This window comes from Pseudonocardia hierapolitana, assembly GCF_007994075.1.
Classification (GTDB): Bacteria; Actinomycetota; Actinomycetes; order Mycobacteriales; family Pseudonocardiaceae; genus Pseudonocardia; species Pseudonocardia hierapolitana.
Map to the genome: position 1 here is coordinate 1,164,596 of NZ_VIWU01000001.1, position 16,826 is coordinate 1,181,421.

Here is a 16,826-nt window from a genome sequence, read left to right on the forward strand (position 1 = left end):
CGGGGCACCAGCCCCTGGCGTCGCTGGTTCACCGGGGGAGCAATCGCTCGGCGAGGGCCAGCTGGAGGCGGCAGCGGCCGGCCGGCTGCCGGATGTCCCACCCGAGCAGACGCTCCGCGTGGTCGAGGCGGTCCTGCAGCGTCGAGTGGTGGACGAAGAGCGCCGTGGCCGCCGCGCGGATGGTGGAGGTCATGGCGTAGTGGGTCAGCGTCTGCACCAGGTGCGGCATCTCCTCGGACGCCCGGCGGAGCCGTTGCAGCGGCCCGGCTTGCGACGGCGGTCTCGGCCGGCGCGTCGAGGAGCAGCCCAGGCCGGCGGACGAGGCCTGGTCGCCGGTGCGACAGCGGCTGCTGCCGATCATCGGCACGTGGTGCGAACTCCGACACACCCCTCAGCCTGACAGCCGTGTTTGCGATTTCCTTGCGGTCGCCGAACGACCTGCGCGGCCGCTCGAAGCATAGGGGGTTCGGTGACGCGGCGGGCGAGGGCCGAAGCTCCCCGGCCGATCTCGCGACACCCACATTCGGTCCCGGCTGGTGATTCGGATGTGGTGGCCGTCGGGGTCGTGCAGCCGGAAGTCCGGGAGGCCCCAGGGTCTTCGTCGGAGTGGTTCGACGAGCGGCCAACCTGCTTCAGTGCCCGGCAGGGTGCATCAGGCGGTGGGCACGCGCTCGCGGAACCGGTCTGCGGCGATGAGGAGCGTGGGGTCCTCGCGGCGGTGGAACTCGCGCGCGGCTGCCTCGGTCAGCTTGATGACGTGCTCATCTCCGTGCTCGACGGCGCGGACCGCGAGCTGCTCGACAGATGGTGCGGCATCGGCCACGGCGGATGCGTCCTCGGCGGTCACCCGGGGAGAGGCGAACGCGGCGACGATGCATCCGACCACCTGCCAGCTCGCCGCGACACTCGCCCGTTGCACGTCCGGAGGCAGCACGGGCAGTACGAGGCGCACGGCCGCGGGGGCCGTCACCGCGTGGCAGAAGGCGATCGGCATGTCGGAGCGGGCGGCCAGCACCCGGGACGCCGCACCGATGAGCTCGTCCAGAGCCAGGTCGGGCACGGACGACGCTCTCCACCCGTCCAAGCCCTCGCTGAGGCGGGGCAGACGGTGCAACGACCGCAGCCGGCCGACGATCCCCGGCCCCTCGGACGGCACCGCTGGATCGAGGCGGGGCAGGCGAGTGGTGGCGGTGACGGCGTCGAACCCGCCCTCCAGGCGCGGGTTGCCCGGCAGGGTCTGGTAGCGGGCTGCCCAGAGGGCGAGCCCCTGGGCGAGCTCGTCGATGAGCAGGGCGTCGGGCCGGTCGCCGGCCGCGCGCAGGGACCGGACCGCGTGCGCGGTGCGGATCACCCCGTGGGTGGCGCTGGCCGCCATCCCCGGGAGCAGTCGCGGCCACCAGCGGAGCAGCATGTCACGCCAGTACAGATCGCGGGCCTGCCGGCGTAGGTAGGCGATCCAGTCACCCGCCAGCCGAGCGTCACCGAGGTGTTCTCGCCAGTCCGCGTCGCTGATCCCCCTGACGACCCCCGGGGCAGGGCCGAGGCGGTGCAGGTAGCCGTCGACCCAGGCCGGGACGGCGTCCGATCCACCGATCCGGATCAGCGCCTCCGCCGCCATCGGCCCGTGGTTGGCGAGGAAGCCGTCGAACTCCGGACCGGTGTCGTGGAGTCGCTGGAGGGCGTCGAGCAGTACGTCATCGGCCATCGCGCCAGTGTTCAAGTTCAACCTAGGTCGAGGTCAACCGCTCGAGCGGATCACGCCGGGCCGGCTCGGGCCGTCGACGGTTCGGCGGCCCAGGAGGCGAGGAGGCGCAGGCGGTCGTGGGAGGACGTGCCGGGCGCGGCGGTGAGAGCGATGAGCTGCTGGTCCGGATCGGCGGCATCGGTCAGCGTGGACCAGTCGAGGGCGAGCTCCCCGGCGACCGGATGGCGGAGGGTCTTCGTCCCGGCTGTCCGCTCGGCCACCCGGTGATCGCCCCACCACCGGCGGAAGTCCCGGTCCTGCACGGACAGCTCTCCGACCAACATCATCCAGCGCGGGTTGCGCGGGTCCCGAGAGGCCTCCATCCGCAGCTGCGCCACGCAGGCCCGCGCGACGTGGTCCCAGTCGACGTACATGGCGCGCATCGCGGTGTCGCAGAAGACCAGACGCACGAAGTTCCGCTGCTCCCGCGGGAGTGCTGCGAAGTCGGTGAACAACGCGGCGGCCAGGGGGTTCCACGCCAGGATGTCCGTGCACCGGCCCAGCACCAGTGCCGGGGTGTTCGTGAGGTCGTCGAGCAGGCGCTGCAGCTGCGGCTGGGCCCGTTGCGCAGGTCGGCTGCGCGGCCTGCCGGCGTCCTTGCCCGAGAGCTCGAAGAGATACACCCGCTCGTCCTCGGTGAGTCGCAGGACGCGGGCGAGGGCGTCCAGCACAGGCTCGGCGGCCCGCCGACGCCCCTGCTCCAGGCGGGTGTAGTAGTCGGGACTGATCGAGGCCAGCAGGGCGACCTCCTCCCGGCGCAGGCCTGGGACGCGCCGCCGTCCGTCGTCGACGAGCCCGGCCTCCGCCGGGCTCAGCTGCCTGCGCCGGGCCTTGAGGAAGTCGCCCAGTTCGCTGCTCACGGATTCGAGTGTCGCAGCCGTCGACCCTCCGGTTGGTGGGACAGAACTGGCCCCCGTCACCGGCGCCGAACACGGTGAGACTCGAGGACGTGAAGACCGCCGTCACCTTCCCGAGCAACAACCTCATGCTCGCCGGGATCCTCTTCCTGCCCGACGCCCCCTCCCCAACCCCGCTCCCCGCCGTCGTCGTCGGCCACCCGAGTGGCGGGGTGAAGGAGCAGACCGCGAGCATCTACGCCGAGCGCCTGGCCCGTGAGGGGTTCGCCGCGCTGGTCTTCGACGCCGCGTACCAGGGCGAGAGCGAAGGCGAACCGCGTGGCCTGGAGGACCCCTTCCAGCGCGCCGAGGACGTGAAGGCCGCCGTGAGCCACCTGACGGCCCGAGACGACATCGACCCCGATCGGATCGGCGCGCTCGGTATCTGCGCCTCCGGCGGCTACGTGCCCTTCGCCGCCCAGACCGACCTGCGGATCAAGGCCGTAGCCACGGTGAGCTCGGGTGACCTCGGCACCGTCATGCGCAACGGTCTGGGCGGGAACCAGGCACCGGAGACCACGCGCGCGATGCTGGAGCTCGCCGGAGCCGCCCGCACCGCGGAGGCCCGTGGCGAGGGGGTCCGCATGCAGGAGTGGATCACCGACGCCGTGGACGCGGAGACCTACGAGTACTACCGCACCCCGCGCGGGTACCACCCCCGGGCGGTCCAGCCGTGGCCGGTGCGCACCCTCGACCAGCTCATCCAGTACGACTCCTACGCCCTGATCCGGCTCATCTCGCCCCGCCCGCTTCTGATGATCATCGGCTCCGAGGCGAACACGGCGTACATCAGTCGCGAGGCCATCGACAGGGCGGCCGAGCCGAAGGAGCTCGTCGTCATCGACGGCGCCACCCATGTGTCCCTCTACGACGTCGATGAGCACGTCAGCCGGGCCGTCGCCGAGCTCGGCACCTTCTTCACCACCCACCTCGCCGCCCGGTGACCGCGCGTGGCCTGTGCATCGTGCGGAGTGGCCCCGCCGGGATGGCGTTCGCGCCGCCGGAGGCATTACCTGCCGTGTGGCTCGGGCGAGGTGAAGGACACCTTCGTCAGCTCTTCGGAGATGTGCCAGATGCGCTCTGCGTCCTCGGTGCTGTGCAGAGGGCGGTAGAGGCGCTGCTCGGCGGGCGCGCCGCCGAGGTGCCCGAAGCCGTCCGGCCCGTAGAGCAGGCCGCCACGGGCGTCCGGTGAGGTCGCGGCGTGCAGGGCGGGGAGCAGCGCGGTCTCGACCGTCCCGAGGAGGATGCCCCGGCGGGACAGTGCCCGGATCACCCGCATCTGGGGGGTGTCGCGGTCGCGTCCCATCTCGGGATGGGCGGCGAGCAGGTTCGTCGGGGCGACCCCGGGGTGGGACAGGTTGCTCGTGATGCCCCAGCCGGCTGCCCGGCTGCGCCGGTCGAGCTCGAGGCCGAAGAGCCCGAACGCGATCTTCGACTGGCTGTAGGCGCGCCGGCCGTCGTAGGAACGGTCCCAGTTCAGGTCGTCCCAGTTGATGGCGCCCGTACGCGCGGCGATGCTGATCTGCGAGGTCACGCGGGCTCGGCCGGCTCGGAGCAGTGGCAGCAGGTGGGCGACGAGTGCGACGTGGCCGAGGTGGTTGGTGCCGAACTGCAGCTCGAACCCGTCGGTGGTGGTCTGCCGGTCCGGCGGAGTCATGACACCGGCGTTGTTGACGAGGATGTCGATCGGGCGGCCCTCGTCGCGCAGCGTCCGGCCGAGTGCTGCGAGGGAGCCGAGCGAGGACAGATCGAGCTCGCGTAGCGACACGTGCGCTCCGGGGACCCGGTCGGCGATCCTGCCGATCGCCGCCTGCCCCTTGCGCGGGTTGCGGACGGGCAGGACCAGCTCGGCCCCGGCGGCGGCGAGCCTCGTGGCGAGGCCGAGACCGACGCCGTCGCTGGCTCCGGTGACGACGGCGCGCTTCCCGGAGAGGTCGGGGACGGTGATGTCGGGTCGTGTGCGTGCCATGACGGTGCTCCTGGTGTCGTCGTTGGTGTGAATCCACGCGGTGTGGCGGCTACTGGATCGCCCCGGCGGCGGCCGACCGGCGGACGGCACGGCGGGCGGCGGCGACCGTGAAAGCAGCCAACGCGAAGGGCACCGGCATGACGGCGACCTCGACGGCTGCCAGGGCCGCCAACTGCTCGGTGAGGTAGAGCACGACACGGATGACGAGGTTGACGAAGCAGATGCCGGCTGCGAGCCATGTGGTGGCGGTGTAGACGCGCCGCAACGGGGTGTGGTGACGCCAGTCGCGGGGCCCACCGGCCAGGCGGTTGAGCGCGATTCCCGTCAGCGGCCTGCCGACGAGCACCGAGCCGAGGAAGAGCAGCATCCACCCAGCGGGGAGCAGCGTGGGGACGAGGAAGAAGGCGCGGGCCTCCCCGGCGACGGCGGCGACCAGCGCGCACACCGCGGCGAGGAGGAGGCCGAGAACCGCTCCCCGCACGGATTCCCGGCGCGCGAGGTGCACTCCGAACGCCGCGGGCGCAGACCCGGCGAGGGCGATGAACGCCCAGGTCAGCCCGCCGAGACTGTTGGCGACGACGAATGCCACGGTGGGAGCGGCGGCCACGGCGATCCCGACCCAGCCCCCCGAGCGCTCCAGTGCCTGGCGGACGGCCGAGGCGACGGTCGCCTGTTCGTCGGCGCCGGGAACCGCCCGGGAGGGCGAGGTGGCCGGTTCGTTCGTCATGGAGCGCTCCTGCAGAGGTGTGGGTGTGTGCCGTCGAGACTTGCGCGTTGCCGGGAGCACAGCCACGGCCTCCCGATCAGTGGATGACGGAGCCACCGCGACGGCCCGAAGGGGGGATCGACGATCCGTGGCTGGGCGCGGGTCGAGCCGGTAGAACGGAGCAGCATCGAGGTGAGGGAGTCGGGCCATGATCGACCGAACCGGGCTGGCGGACTTCCTCCGGCGCCGTCGGGAGTCGCTGCAACCCGAGGACATCGGCCTCCCGCGTGGGCGGCGCCGCCGGACCAGCGGGCTACGGCGCGAGGAAGTCGCCTCCCTCTGCCACATGTCGACCGACTACTACGCGCGGCTGGAGCGGGCACGGGGCCCGCAGCCCTCCGAGCAGATGATCGCCTCGATCGCGCAGGGGCTGTACCTCTCGCTCGACGAGCGCGACCACCTGTTCCGCCTCGCCGGGCACAATCCACCCGCCAGGGGCGCGGCCAGCGAGCACATCAGCCCCGGCCTGCTGCGGGTGCTCGATCGTCTCGCCGACACCCCTGCGGAGATCGTCACCGAACTCGGGGAGACGCTGCGGCAGAGCCCGTTGGGCGTCGCGCTCACGGGTGACACGACCGGATACACCGGTCCGGCCCGCAGCATCGGCTACCGGTGGTTCACCGATCCCGCCACCCGGCGGCTGTACGCGCCCGACGACCACGCGTTCCTCTCCCGGATGTTCGCCTCGGGCCTGCGCGGGATCGTCACGCTGCGCGGGCCCGGTTCCCGGGCGGCGCAGTTCGCCGACCTCCTCCTCGCGCAGAGCGACGAGTTCCGATCCCTGTGGAACGACCACGAGATCGGTGTCCGGCCCGATGCGCTCAAACGGTTCGTCCACCCCGAGGTCGGTGCGCTGGAACTGAACTGCCAGAGGTTGCTCGACCCGGAGCAGTCGCATTCCCTGCTCGTCTACACCGCGGTCCCGGGCAGCGAGAGCCACGACAAGCTGCAGCTGTTGTCCGTGATCGGCGCGCAGGCGCTTCGCTGACGCCCGCCACGCGTCGGAGCCGGGCCGTCCTGTGCGGTTCAGGCGACGAGTTGCGCCCCGGCGGGTCGCCAGGTACCGGTCCAGGGAGTTTCCCTGGGTCGGAAGCGGCCGGGACCGCGCCAGGGTGGTCGGGTCGGCACGGCCCGTCGTGCCGGCGCTCTCGAGGACGAGGAGTTCCGGCTGTGGATATGAAACTCGAGGTCGTCGTCGTACCCGTCTCGGACGTCGACCGGGCCAAGCAGTTCTACAAGGCGCTGGGCTGGCGGGAGGACGCCGACTTCGTCGCCGACGAGAACTTCCGCATCGTGCAGCTGACGCCGCCCGGCTCGGCGGGCTCGATCCAGTTCGGCGTCGGCGTCACGTCCGCGGCGCCAGGTTCCCTGCAAGGCCTCTACCTCGTCGTCGACGACGTCGAGGCCGCCCGGGCCGAGCTCGCGGAACGCGGCGCCAAGGTCAGTGAGATCTTCCACGAAGCCCGGCTGGGGGCGCGGTTCCAGCCCGTGGGAGGGGCCGGACGGGAACCGGGGCCGAGCCCCGAGCGGCAGACCTACGCGTCGTTCCTGTCGTTCGACGACCCGGACGGCAACGGCTGGATCGTGCAGGAGATCACCAGCCGCCTGCCCGGCCGTGAGTGAGGACGGCGCGATGGACGTGACAACACTGGCCGAGCTGCTGCGCGAGGCCGAGGACCAGCACGGTCACTACGAGCCGTCGGCTCCGAAGCACCACTGGGCCGACTGGTACGCGGCCTTCATCGTGGCCCGCCAGCAGGGCCGGACGCCGGACGAGGCGTACCGCGACGCGTCGGCGGTTCTCGAGGCGGCGCGACGATGATCACCGACTACGACGTCGTCGTCCTCGGTGGTGGAGCGCCCGGGGAGCACTGTGCCGCAGCACTCGCCGCGGGCGGCCTTCGCGTCGCCGTCGTCGAGCGCGATCTGCTCGGCGGCGAGTGCTCCTACTGGGGCTGCATCCCGTCCAAGACCCTGCTGCGCCCGGGAGAGGTGCTCGCGGCCGCGCGCACCGCACCGGGCGCCCGGGAAGCGGTCACCGGGGCCCTGGACGTGCCGTCGGCGCTGGCCTGGCGCGACTTCATGGTGTCGAACTACGACGACGCCGGACAGGTCGCCTGGGCACGCGGCGCCGGGATCGACATCGTGCGCGGTCACGGCCGCCTCACCGGCCCGGGCACGGTCGTCGTCGACGGGACGACCTACACCGCCGAGCACGTCGTCGTCGCCACCGGCTCCGACGCGGCGATCCCGCCCGTGCCCGGCCTGCGCGAACTGCCCGGGGTGTGGACCGACCGCGAGGTCACGGGGCTGACCGAGCTTCCACCCCGGCTCCTCGTGCTCGGAGGAGGCCCGATCGGCGTCGAGATGGCCCAGGCGGTCGGCCGGTTGGGCGCGTCGGTCACGCTCGCCGAGCGCGGCGATCACCTGCTGCCGCGAGAGCCGCGCCGCCTCGGGGAGGGTGTCGCCGACGCCCTCCGAGACGACGGCATCGAGATCCGGCTCGGCCACGCACCGGTCATGGCCCGCCGGGACGGCACCGACTACGTCCTGGAGTTCGACGACGGATCCGAGGCCCGCGGCGACCGCCTCCTCGTCGCAACCGGCCGTCGTCCCCGCGTCGCGGACATCGGGCTCGAGACCGTCGGCATCACGGCCGATCCACGCGGGATCGCGGTCGACGCCCGGATGGCGGCCGGACCGGGCCTGTGGGCGATCGGCGACGTCACCGGGCTGTGGCTGCTGACCCACGTCGGCGAGTACCAGGGGCGCGTCGTCGCGTCGAACATCCTCGGCCGGCCGCGCGAGGCGCACTACGAGGCGGTCCCCCGCGTGATCTTCTGCGATCCCCAGGCCGCCTCGGTCGGCGAACCCGACGGACCGTTCGTGGCCACCGTCGCGCTCGCCGGGGTCCCGCGGACGTCCACCTACACGCGGGCCTACGACACGCAGCCCGGCTTCCTGACCCTGATCTCGGACGGCGCCCGGCTCACCGGCGCCTACGCCCTGGGCCCCGAGGCGGGCGAGTGGCTCCAGCAGGTGACCGTGGCCATCCGCGCCCGTACTCCGCTCCCGGTCATGCTCGACGTCATCCAGCCGTTCCCGACGTTCTCCGAGGCGGTCTTCCAGGCGCTGCGCGACCTCGACGCCCAGGTCAGCCGCGCCGGGTCCGCGGTGGGCGCCGCGTCGGCCGGTTGAGAAGACGGAGGCTGCCGTGGAGTGGCTCTACCCGTACTACTGGTCCGCACCCGTCGATCTGGCGGCCTCGTGGGGCGCCCGCGTCCCGACACCCGCGGAACCCGCCGTGACCATCGGGGCGGCGGATCCGACGACCTCGACCTCCCAGACATCGGAAGGCACCATGACCACTCTCACCGGTAGCGTGACCGCCGTGCGTGAACCGAGCCTGCTCGGGCAAACCGTCGTCGTCATCGGCGGGAGCTCCGGGATCGGGCTCGAGACAGCCCGGTCCGTCCGCGCCGAAGGCGCACAGGTCGTCCTCACCGGCCGCGACCCGGAACGCCTCGGACACGGCGCCGCCGATGTCGGCGCGCAGCGGCACGCGGCGTTCGACGCCCACGACCCCGACGACCTCGACGCCTTCTTCCGGTCCCTTCCTGCGCCCATCGACCACGTCCTGGTCACCGCGGGTGGCCCGTACTACGCGCCGCTGGCCGACATCGACATGACGGACGCCACCCGTTACGTCGCCGACCACGTCCGGCTCACCCTCGAGGTCGCCCGGCACGCAGCCCGGACGGTGCGGCCCGGCGGGGCGCTCCTGCTCATGAGCGGAACCGGCGGTCGGCGGCCGGCCGTCGGGATCGGCCTCACGGCACTGCTCACCGCGGGGCTCCCGGCACTCACGGCCAACCTCGCGCTCGAGCTCGCGCCGGTCCGCGTCAACCTCATCGCCGCAGGCTTCGTGGACACCCCCCTCTCGGCGTCCTTGCTCGGCGACGACCTCGACGAGCGCCGCGCGCACCTGCGCGCCACGCTGCCGATCCGCCGCGTCGTCGTGCCGGAGGACGTCGCGGCGCTCGCCGTGCACATCATGACCAACACGGCCCTCACCGGCGCGACCTTCGACGTGGACGGCGGCCAGCAGGTCATCTGACGGGCGAGCGCTCCACCACCACACCTGCACGGAGGTCCGCATGAGCAGTACGCCGTTCAGCAGCGACAGCTCGACCGAGGCCCCCACCGGGCCGCGCGTGTCGAGGACCGTCATCCCCGAAGCGTGGTCACGCCCGTGGAGACACCTGAGCGTCACGCGCCCGAGCCCTGGTCAGTGGCGAGTCACGTTCGACCACCCTCCGATCAACACGATCACCGCGACCACGGTCGCCGAGCTCGCCGAGCTCGTCGGCCTGATCGAGCGGGATCCGGACGTCAAGGTCGTCGTCTTCGCCAGCGCCGACCCGGAGTTCTTCCTCGCCCACTACGACGTGGAGAACGATCCCGGCAGGACCGCGGGGCTGGGAGCCGGCCCGACCGGGTTGCCCGCGTGGCCGGATCTCCTCCTGCGTCTGTCCCGCGCCCCGGTGGTCAGCGTCGCCGCGATCCGGGGGCGTGCCCGCGGGGCGGGAAGCGAGTTCGTGCTGGCCTGCGACCTGCGGTTCGCCTCGCGCGAGAACACGGTGCTCGGCCAGTTCGAGGTCGCGATCGGCGTGGTTCCCGGGGGCGCTCCGATGGCCCGGCTCTCCCGCCTGGTGGGTCGCGGCCGCGCACTCGAGATCCTGCTCGTCGCCGACGACGTCGACGGACCGCGCGCCGAGCAGTACGGGTACGTCAACCGCGCGATCGCCGATGACCGACTCGACGCAGAGGTCGAGGCGATGGCAGACCGGCTCGCGCGCTTCGATCACGAAGCGATCGCGCGCACGAAGTCCTACGTCGACCAGGTGACCCTGCCCGCCGACGCCGAGCTGGCGGGTCCCGTGGCCGACTTTCGCGAGCTGTTCGGGCGTCCCGCGCAACAGGCGCACTGGGCGCGGTTGCAGGCTCTCGGGCTCAACTCCGACAGCGACCTCGAACGGTCCCTCGGGCGGCGCGTGGTCGACTCGATCCCGACGGATCATTCGATGACCTGACCCCACGTCGACCCCGGCTGGTCGCACCTGCGTTGAACGTTGCGTCAACCGGCGCGAACAGATACGGGATCCGGGCGCCTACCCGCTACGCCGGAGGCGCCGCCCACTGCCGGGCCGAGATCATCGTCGCCTCGATCGAGTTGTGGCTGCGCACAGACCCACCGGCCACCGCATAAGCTGGCGGTCCTCCGCGCGACCCCGCGGGCCGGCCGACCGGCCGGCCCGTCGCGGAGATCACCGCTTCCGGCAGAGGGCGGAGGATGACGCGGCAACGAGGGAAGGGCTTCCGCGGAGGAGACGGTGCCGGGCTGCTCGGGCGACGAGCGGAGACCGCCGCCCTCGACCAGATGATCGCGGCCGTTCGGGAGGGCGAGAGCCGCGTGCTCGTGGTGCGCGGCGATGCCGGTGTCGGGAAGTCCGCGCTCCTCGACCACGTGGCGCACTCGCCGAGGAACGTGCGTGTCCTGCGCGCCGTCGGCGTGGAATCCGAGATGGAGTTGGCGTTCGCCACGCTGCACCAGTTGTGCGTTCCGCTGCTCGACCGCCTGTCGCGGCTTCCCGATCCGCAGCACGAGGCGCTCCAGACGGTGTTCGGGATCCGAGCGGGAGCCCCACCGGATCGCTTCCTGGTGGGCCTGGCCGTGTTGAGCCTGATGTCGGACGTCGCGGAGGAACGCCCGCTGCTGTGCGTGGTCGATGACGCGCAGTGGCTGGATCGAGCCTCGGCGCAGGTGCTGGGCTTCGTCGCACGCCGGCTGCTGGCGGAGTCGATCGCCCTCGTGTTCGGCGCCCGACAGCCCGGCCGTGACCTGCACGGTCTGCCGGAACTCGAGATCACCGGGCTACCCGTCGGCGACGCCCGCGCCCTGTTGGACTCCGCAACGCCTTCCCGGCTCGATCAGCACATACGGGATCGGATCGTGGCCGAGAGCAGGGGCAATCCACTCGCCCTGCTCGAACTGCCGCGCGGACTGACCGTGAACCAGGTGGCGGGCGGATTCGGCCTGTTGCAGGCCGGCTCGCTGCCCGGGCAGATCGAGCAGAGCTTCCTCACGCGGATCGAAGCGCTGCCCGCGGACTCCCGGAAGTTGTTGCTGGTCGCGGCGGCCGAGCCGGTCGGCGACCCCGCCCTGGTGTGGCGCGCGGCGGAGCGGCTCGGGGTGACGCCGGCAACGGCCATGGCGGGCGGAACCGATGGATTGCTGTCGGTGGATGCCCGCATGACGTTCCGCCACCCGCTCGTGCGGTCGGCCGTGTACCGGGCGGCGGATGCGGCGGATCGACGAGCAGCCCACGCGGCGCTGGCAGCGGTGACCGACGCGCAGGTCGATCCCGATCGCCGGGCGTGGCACCTCGCGGCGGCCGCGGTGGAACCCGACGACGCCGTCGCCGGGGAGCTCGAGCGGTCTGCCGATCGGGCCGAAGCACGTGGTGGGCTCGCCGCCGCGGCCGCGTTCCTGCAGCGCTCGGTGGACCTGACGCCCGATCCGGCGCGCCGCGCCGATCGGGCCCTGTCCGCGGCGCAAGCCGGCCTGGCGGCCGGTTCGTTCGGGACAGCGCTGGACCTGCTCGACATCGCAGAGGCCGGCACGCTCGACGAGTTCGGGCGGGCCCGCGTCGACCTGCTGCGTGCCGAAGCCGCGTTCGCGCAGCGGCGCGGCAGCGACGCACCGCCGCTGCTGTTGCGCGCTGCCCGGACGCTCGAGTCGCTCGACGCCCGGCTCGCCCGGGACACGTACCTCGACGCGTGGAGCGCAGCGCTGTTCGCCGGGCGGTTGGCCACGGCGGGCGACCTGCGAGAGGTGTCCCGGGCGGCGCGAGCCGCACCACGACCCGGCGGCCCGACGCGTGCCTCGGACCTGCTCCTCGACGGCCTTGCGCTGCTGTTCACCGAGGGGCGCGGCAGCACGATTCCGTTGCTGAAGCAGGCGGCAGCCGTGTTCGCGGGAGACGGCATCTCGATCGAGGAGGTCCTTCGCTGGGGCTGGCTCGCCACGGCGGCGGCCGCCGCCGCGTGGGACTTCGAGACCTGCATGGCAACCGCCACTCGCCAGGTCGAGGTGGCCCGCAACGCGGGCGCACTCGCGGTTCTCGCCGTCGGCGTCAACGTGCTCGGACAGGTTGCGACGCTGGCAGGCGACTTCGCCCAGGCGTCGTCGCTGAAAGCCGAGGCCGACGCGGTCAGGGAGGCCACCGGCACCCAGGTCGCGCATTACGGCGCGCTGGTGCTGGCCGCGCTGCGCGGGCGGATGAGCGAGGCGTTTCCGCTGATCGACGCCACGGTCGCGAATGCGACATCGGAGGGCCAGGGCACCGCCGTCCAGTACGCGCACTGGGCGAGGTCGGTTGTCCTGAACGCCGTCGGCCGCTACGACGAGTCGTTTGCGGTGGCCGAACTGGCCAGCGACGACACCCCGGAGCTGTTCGTGTCGGCGTGGGCGCTTGTCGAGCAGGTCGAAGCGGCCGCGAGAAGCGGGAACGATCGTGGCGCGGCCGAGGCGATGGGGCGGCTTCAGGAGAGAACCCGCGGTACGGATGAGCTGTGGGGCCTCGGCCTGGAGGCACGCTCGCGGGGCCTGGTGAGCGAGGGGGCGAGTGCCGAGGCTGCTTTCCTCGAGGCTGTCGAGCACCTACGCCGTACGCGGCTGCGGCCGGAGCTCGCTCGCACCCATCTGGTGTACGGCGAGTGGCTGCGCCGGCAACTGCGCCGGTCCGATGCCCGGACGCAGTTGCGCTCCGCCTATGACATGTTCGTCTCCATCGGGATGGAGGCGTTCGCGGACCGTGCGCGTCGTGAGTTGCGGGCCGCCGGGGAGACGGTCCGCAAGCGCTCCGAAGCTGCGGCGAGCGACGAGCTGACCGCACAGGAGCGACAGATCGCACTGATGGTGCGGGATGGCATGACGAACCCGGAGATCGGCGCCCGGCTGTTCCTCAGCCCACGGACGGTGGAATGGCACCTGCGCAGGGTCTTCGCCAAGCTCTCGATCAGCTCACGACGGCAGCTCCGCGATGCACTGCCGGCCAATGGGATGGAAACGGCCTCCGCGTAGCAAACCTCGCCCGGGTCGTGCTGCGCGTCATCGGGGCCTCGCAGGGGAGCTCACGGCGGCATGTCGTCTGCGGCCAGTGTGTTCCGATCGCTCGGGGAGGGGTCCCCGGCCACACCGAGACATCGTGGGCTCGCCCGGTTCGGGCCAGGCGCCGTCTCCGCCGGCGAATCCGCGGCGACACACGCACCAAGGCCCAAGCCCGAAGATCACAGGAGCGCGATAGCGCTCACGCTCCGTTCGAGGCTCCGCTCCTGGTACGCCCCGCGCCCTCGACACCGCGTTCGCCGGAGCCCGCACCCGGCTCGACGACCGAGGCGAGGCGGAAGACCGGCCACCCGATCTCCGTCCGCCACCTGTCCGCGTGCCCGGTGTCACGCGGCCCTGTCCGGTACGTCTCGTGGATCGGTCCGTCGACCGCCAAGGCGTGTGCGACCACCCAAGCGCCGAGGCGGCCGTAGGTGACATCGATGTCGTCGTGCGGCCCGGCGTGGACGGCGATGGCGAGGTCGGCCGGCGGGAGCTCGACGACCTCGATCCGGCCCGATCGGCGGGGCGTGCGGACCGGCCGGAAGACGAGCATCGCGCCCGCGCCGTGGGCGAACAGCTCATTGGCGTAGCGCCCGCCGGGCGGTCCGGTGCGTTCCGCCGGCGGGAAGGCCGCGTCCAGTTCCGCCATCGCCGAGTCGTACCAGGCGAGCGAACCGTCGAGGTCGACGTCACCGCTGATGGCGGCGACGGTGCGGGCGGGGACCGAGCGCAGCTCGACGTGGACGTCGGCGGGATCGGGGCGCAGCAACCGGCGCAGCGACACGACTGCGGCCCGGGTCCGGTCCAGCTCGGCCTCGAGTCGGTGGAGATGGCCCGTGATCACCTCAGCGCGCTGCTCCGGGTCGTCGGTGGCGAGGATGGACTCGACCTCGACAAGGGGCACGTCGAGCTGACGGAGCCGGTGGATGACCTGCGCGGTCGGGATCTGCTCCGGCGCGTAGTACCGGTAGCCCGTGAACGGGTCGACCGCGGCGGGCTCCAGGAGCCCGGCCTGGTGGTAGCGGCGCAGGGTGCGCACGCTCAGGTGCGTCACCGTGGCGAACTCGCCGATGGTCAGTCCGGAGCGCATGAGGCCAGTCTGCCGTCACCTTGACCCTCTCCCCGGGGGAGACCGGACCGTGGGGACATGAGCACAGTTGATCGGAGCGACGGGACCAGGACCTCGTGGAGCGAGCTGCCGACCGCGATCACGACGTATCTCGCCGCGCACCGGGCCCGTGACGTGGAGACGGCGATCAGGGCGTTCACCGGGGACGCCGTCGTGACCGACGAGGGCCGCACCTACCGCGGGCAGGAGGAGATCCGCAGCTGGCTGGGCGGTGCGGCCGGCGAGTACACCTACACCACCGCGTTCACCGGCGCCACCAGGACCGGCAAGGCGGAGTTCGACGTGGTCCAGCACCTCGAAGGGAACTTCCCGGGCGGCGCGGTCGACCTGCACTTCCGGTTCGACCTGGACGGCCGGTCGATCATCCGGCTGGTGATCGAGCCCTCAGGAACGGTCGACCGATGAGAAGCTGGTTCATCACCGGTGGCACGCCGGGCGGCTTCGGCATGGCCTTCGCCGAGGCGGCGTTGGAGATCGGCGACCAGGTGGCGCTCACCGCGCGTCGACCCGCGGAGCTGGCCGCATGGGCACACGTGTACGGCGACCGGGTGCTCGTCGTGCCGCTGGATGTCACCGATGCGGGGCAGGTGCAGAAGGCGGTACGGACCGCGGAGGAGCGCTTCGGCGACATCGACGTGCTGGTCAACAACGCGGGCCGCGGCTGGTACGGGTCGATCGAGGGCATGGACGAGACCGATGTGCGCGGGATGTTCGAGCTGAACTTCTTCGCCGTGCTCTCGGTCATCCGGGCGGTGTTGCCCGGCATGCGCGCTCGCGGCAGCGGGTGGATCGTCAACATGTCGTCGGTGGCGGGGCTGCGCGGAGTGACCGGATTCGGCTACTACAGCGCGACCAAGTTCGCCCTGGAAGCGGTCACCGAGGTGCTCCGCGAGGAGGTGGCGCCCCTGGGCATCGGGGTGATGGCAGTCGAACCCGGCGCCTTCCGCACCCGCGCCTACGCCGGCTTCGCCGGCGAGCCGGTCCAGGAACCCATCGCCGAGTACCGGCCGGTGCTGGAGCGGGTCCGCGCTGCGATGATCGACCAGGACGGGAAGCAGCCCGGCGACCCGCAGCGCGGAGCCCGCGCGGTGATCGCGGCGATGGCTCAGGATCCGCCTCCCCGACGGCTCGTCCTCGGCAACGCCGGGTTCGACGTGGCCGTCGCGACGCTCGAGGAGTCGCTCGCCGAGCTCCGCGCGTCGGAACCGCTCTCGCGCGGAGCCGATTTCCCCACCGCCTCGTAGCCGCCGCAGCCCTGCCGGACCGCCGGGTCCGGCCGTTCGCGTTCCGCCGTGCGCACCCGTCAGCTGTAGGCGCTGACGTCGATGGCGAGCAGCCGGTCGGCGAGGGCGGCGTAGAGCGTTGCGCCGTCCGGGGACAGCGCGATGCCGCCCGCACCGATCCGCGCGCCCGCGTCGATCGCGGCGACCGGGTCGCCGTCCAGCGTGCGAACGGTGATCATGTGGCCGCCGGTGTCGCTGGTGAACACGTGCTCGCCGTCCGCGGCGAGCAGGACCGTCCAGTCCTCGGGCAGGACGGACGGGCCGGTCCCCGTTCCCAGCCGGATGTCCTGCTCGATCCGCCTCGTCGCGGTGTCTACGACCAGAGCGCGTGAGTTGTTCGCCGCGTAGAGCAAGCGGCCGCCGGGAGCGATCGGCAACGGTGCCGGTACCGCCGCGAGGTCGGGCTCCAGCTCGGATGCCGGCAGCGGGCCGGTTCGGCCCACCTGCTCGTCGAGCGCGCTTCCCTCGACGTACTCGGTGGCGAGCCACGGCCGGGAGGCGAACGGGCCGGCGTCGATCACCCGGGCCGTCCAGGGGCCGTCGACGCGGTGGGCGAGCGCGATCTCCCGGTCGAACCGGGACCGGAAGTCGGGGTCGCCGATCAGGTGCGGGTGGACGACCTTCACCGCTGCCGCACGGCCGTCCTCGTGGCGTCCGAGGTAGACGACCCCCATGCCACCCGATCCCAGCCGGGCGGTGAGGGCGAATGGGCCCAACCGGTGGGGATCCTCGGGCAGCAACGGCTGCGTGCGCGGCGCCGTCCCGGTCGTCGACCCCGTCCGGAGCTGCCATCGGGCGCGTCTTGACGAGCACGGACGCACCGCGTCGACGCCCCCCGGATCGTCACGTGCCGACGATAGCGCTCA

At 72.4% G+C, this 16,826-nt stretch carries 17 protein-coding genes; 10 read left to right on the forward strand and 7 right to left on the reverse strand.

Going from position 1 to position 16,826, the window contains the following annotated elements:
• Positions 1-28: 28 nt before the first annotated feature.
• From FHX44_RS43120 to FHX44_RS05625, 3 genes are all read right to left on the reverse strand, one after another.
• Entirely contained in the window at positions 29-229 is a 201-nt protein-coding gene (locus FHX44_RS43120; protein WP_246170227.1) for a helix-turn-helix domain-containing protein, read from the reverse strand.
• A gap of 423 nt (positions 230-652) precedes the next feature.
• Complete coding sequence (locus FHX44_RS05620) at positions 653-1,705, reverse strand: questin oxidase family protein (RefSeq protein ID WP_147254487.1); 1,053 nt, start codon at positions 1,703-1,705, stop codon at positions 653-655.
• Positions 1,706-1,755: 50 nt separating this feature from the next.
• On the reverse strand, positions 1,756-2,604 hold the full coding sequence (locus FHX44_RS05625) for a helix-turn-helix domain-containing protein (protein WP_147254488.1): 849 nt from the start codon (positions 2,602-2,604) through the stop codon (positions 1,756-1,758).
• 89 nt (positions 2,605-2,693) lie between these two features.
• On the opposite strand from FHX44_RS05625, the gene FHX44_RS05630 reads away from it, so the two are divergent.
• Positions 2,694-3,584, forward strand: coding sequence for an alpha/beta hydrolase (locus tag FHX44_RS05630; protein WP_147254489.1), 891 nt, complete (start codon positions 2,694-2,696; stop codon positions 3,582-3,584).
• Between the two features lie 65 nt (positions 3,585-3,649).
• On the opposite strand, the gene FHX44_RS05635 is transcribed toward FHX44_RS05630, so the two are convergent.
• Both FHX44_RS05635 and FHX44_RS05640 read right to left on the reverse strand, forming a co-directional pair.
• Complete coding sequence (locus FHX44_RS05635; RefSeq protein WP_147254490.1) at positions 3,650-4,609, reverse strand: SDR family oxidoreductase; 960 nt, start codon at positions 4,607-4,609, stop codon at positions 3,650-3,652.
• Between the two features lie 49 nt (positions 4,610-4,658).
• Positions 4,659-5,336, reverse strand: a complete 678-nt coding sequence (locus tag FHX44_RS05640; RefSeq protein ID WP_170308789.1) for a DUF3159 domain-containing protein — start codon at positions 5,334-5,336, stop codon at positions 4,659-4,661.
• A gap of 187 nt (positions 5,337-5,523) precedes the next feature.
• Between FHX44_RS05640 and FHX44_RS05645 the strand changes: the two genes are divergently transcribed.
• The 7 genes from FHX44_RS05645 to FHX44_RS05675 all read left to right on the forward strand — a co-directional run bounded on the left by FHX44_RS05645 (position 5,524) and on the right by FHX44_RS05675 (position 13,521).
• Entirely contained in the window at positions 5,524-6,363 is an 840-nt protein-coding gene (locus FHX44_RS05645; RefSeq protein WP_147254492.1) for a helix-turn-helix transcriptional regulator, read from the forward strand.
• 188 nt (positions 6,364-6,551) lie between these two features.
• Positions 6,552-6,998 (forward strand): VOC family protein, encoded by a 447-nt coding sequence (locus FHX44_RS05650; RefSeq protein WP_170308790.1) that lies wholly within the window; start codon positions 6,552-6,554, stop codon positions 6,996-6,998.
• A gap of 10 nt (positions 6,999-7,008) precedes the next feature.
• Entirely contained in the window at positions 7,009-7,197 is a 189-nt protein-coding gene (locus FHX44_RS05655) for a bleomycin resistance protein (RefSeq protein ID WP_147254494.1), read from the forward strand.
• Positions 7,194-8,573 (forward strand): dihydrolipoyl dehydrogenase family protein, encoded by a 1,380-nt coding sequence (locus FHX44_RS05660; RefSeq protein ID WP_147254495.1) that lies wholly within the window; start codon positions 7,194-7,196, stop codon positions 8,571-8,573. Before FHX44_RS05655 ends, FHX44_RS05660 begins: the two co-directional genes overlap by 4 nt.
• 193 nt (positions 8,574-8,766) lie before the next feature.
• A complete protein-coding gene (locus tag FHX44_RS05665) occupies positions 8,767-9,492 on the forward strand; it encodes an SDR family oxidoreductase (RefSeq protein WP_246170228.1) in 726 nt (241 codons plus the stop codon).
• 40 nt (positions 9,493-9,532) lie between these two features.
• Positions 9,533-10,468: an enoyl-CoA hydratase/isomerase family protein gene (locus FHX44_RS05670; protein WP_147254496.1), complete on the forward strand. Its 936-nt coding sequence runs from the start codon at positions 9,533-9,535 to the stop codon at positions 10,466-10,468.
• A 260-nt stretch (positions 10,469-10,728) separates the two neighbouring features.
• On the forward strand, positions 10,729-13,521 hold the full coding sequence (locus FHX44_RS05675; RefSeq protein ID WP_147254497.1) for a helix-turn-helix transcriptional regulator: 2,793 nt from the start codon (positions 10,729-10,731) through the stop codon (positions 13,519-13,521).
• A gap of 226 nt (positions 13,522-13,747) precedes the next feature.
• On the opposite strand, the gene FHX44_RS05680 is transcribed toward FHX44_RS05675, so the two are convergent.
• The gene (locus FHX44_RS05680) at positions 13,748-14,638 is read right to left on the reverse strand and encodes a MerR family transcriptional regulator (protein WP_147254498.1); all 891 of its coding nucleotides are present in this window, start codon (positions 14,636-14,638) and stop codon (positions 13,748-13,750) included.
• Between the two features lie 57 nt (positions 14,639-14,695).
• On the opposite strand from FHX44_RS05680, the gene FHX44_RS05685 reads away from it, so the two are divergent.
• A complete protein-coding gene (locus tag FHX44_RS05685) occupies positions 14,696-15,082 on the forward strand; it encodes a nuclear transport factor 2 family protein (protein ID WP_147254499.1) in 387 nt (128 codons plus the stop codon).
• Positions 15,079-15,921: an SDR family NAD(P)-dependent oxidoreductase gene (locus FHX44_RS05690; protein ID WP_147254500.1), complete on the forward strand. Its 843-nt coding sequence runs from the start codon at positions 15,079-15,081 to the stop codon at positions 15,919-15,921. The genes FHX44_RS05685 and FHX44_RS05690 overlap by 4 nt, the downstream gene beginning before the upstream one ends.
• Positions 15,922-15,980: 59 nt before the next feature.
• Here the strand turns inward: FHX44_RS05690 and FHX44_RS05695 are convergent, their stop codons facing one another.
• Positions 15,981-16,676, reverse strand: coding sequence for a hypothetical protein (locus FHX44_RS05695; protein WP_170308791.1), 696 nt, complete (start codon positions 16,674-16,676; stop codon positions 15,981-15,983).
• Positions 16,677-16,826 lie beyond the last annotated feature (150 nt).